Source organism: Rhodococcus yananensis (assembly GCF_020515525.1).
In the GTDB taxonomy this organism is placed as follows: domain Bacteria; phylum Actinomycetota; class Actinomycetes; order Mycobacteriales; family Mycobacteriaceae; genus Rhodococcus; species Rhodococcus yananensis.
Map to the genome: position 1 here is coordinate 1 of NZ_JAIYEP010000161.1, position 1307 is coordinate 1307.

Annotated in this window: 1 protein-coding gene and 1 other annotated feature; the gene reads left to right on the forward strand. The window is 64.3% G+C overall.

Translation table 11 applies throughout. From position 1 onward, the window contains the following. Nucleotides 1-37: 37 nt before the first annotated feature. Nucleotides 38-1307 (forward strand): IS3 family transposase gene (locus LDQ05_RS19560; RefSeq protein ID WP_226438612.1). Its coding sequence is split into 2 segments (ribosomal slippage), with 1271 coding nucleotides annotated over them: nt 38-326 and nt 326-1307; the frame shifts between segments, so codons are not numbered across the junction. This gene is flagged as partial in the annotation. After that, nucleotides 316-444, forward strand: a sequence feature (AL1L pseudoknot). (Overlaps the previous gene by 129 nt.)

Consider the following 1307-nt stretch of genomic DNA (forward strand, 5'->3'; position numbering starts at 1 on the left):
CTGTCGGAGGCTCTCGAACCTGTGAAGGATGGAGAGCATGGCAGCACCACGGAAGTACAGCGTTGAGCTGAAGGAACGAGCAACGAGGATGGCGGTCGAAGCCCGCCAGGATCCGGCGACGCGGGCGGGAGCACTCAAACGGATCGCCGATCAACTCGGTGTGCACCCCGAAGCGCTCCGGACCTGGGTCAAGCAGGCCGAGGTCGACGACGGCGTGCGGCCCGGCACCACAACCAGCGATGCCGAACGGATCGCGCAGTTGGAACGGGAGAACCGCGAGCTGCGGCGGGCAAACACGATCCTCAAGCAGGCCTCGGCTTTCTTTGCGGCGGAGATCGACCGCCCACAGCGCTGATCGTGGAATTCGTCGCCGCTCACCGCGACGAACACGGAGTCGATCCGATCTGCGCCGCCCTGCGCGAGACGGCCGCCCAGATCGCTCCGTCCACGGTCCGAGCTCACCTGAGCCCCCAACGAACGGAATCGGCCCGTGCGGTGCGTGACCGTCAGGTTCTGTCCGAGATCCGGAAGGTTCACGCCGACAATCTCGGCGTGTACGGGGCCCGCAAGGTGCACGCGAGTCTGAAACGAAAGGGGATGACAGTGGCTCGATGCACCGTAGAACGATTGATGAAAAGCGATGGGTTACACGGAATACCCCGATTGAAAGGGCGGAAGACCACACACAGCGACGGCGCCGAGACTCCGCGGCCGGCGGATCGGGTGCAGCGGCGGTTCGTCGCCGACGCGCCCAATGTGTTGTGGGTGGCGGACCTGACCTACATTCGCACGCACTCGGGGTGGGTCTACGCCGCATTCGTCCTCGACGTGTTCTCCCGGATGATCGTCGGGTGGCAGGTCTCGACGTCGATGCGTACCGACCTGGCCCTCGACGCCTTGGATATGGGGTTGTGGGCGCGCCGACGAGTCGACCAGGACGTTGCCGGGTTGATTCACCACAGCGACCGTGGCGTCCAGTATCGGGCGGTGCGCTACACCGAACGCCTCGATGAATGTGACGCGGTGTCTTCCGTTGGCTCCAAAGGTGATTCGTATGACAATGCAATGGCGGAGGCGTTCAACTCGTTGTTCAAGGCCGAGTGCATCCGCAACCCCGTGATGCGGCCACACGGTGGCTGGCGGAGCATTGGGGAGGTCGAGTGGGCTGTCGCCGAGTACATCGACTGGTTCAATCACCGCCGCTTGCATGGCGAGATCAACCACGTCCCGCCTGTCGAGTACGAGGCCGCCTACTGGGCAAATCACTCGGCGGCCGACTACCGTGAGACACCGGTCCTCGCTGAGGC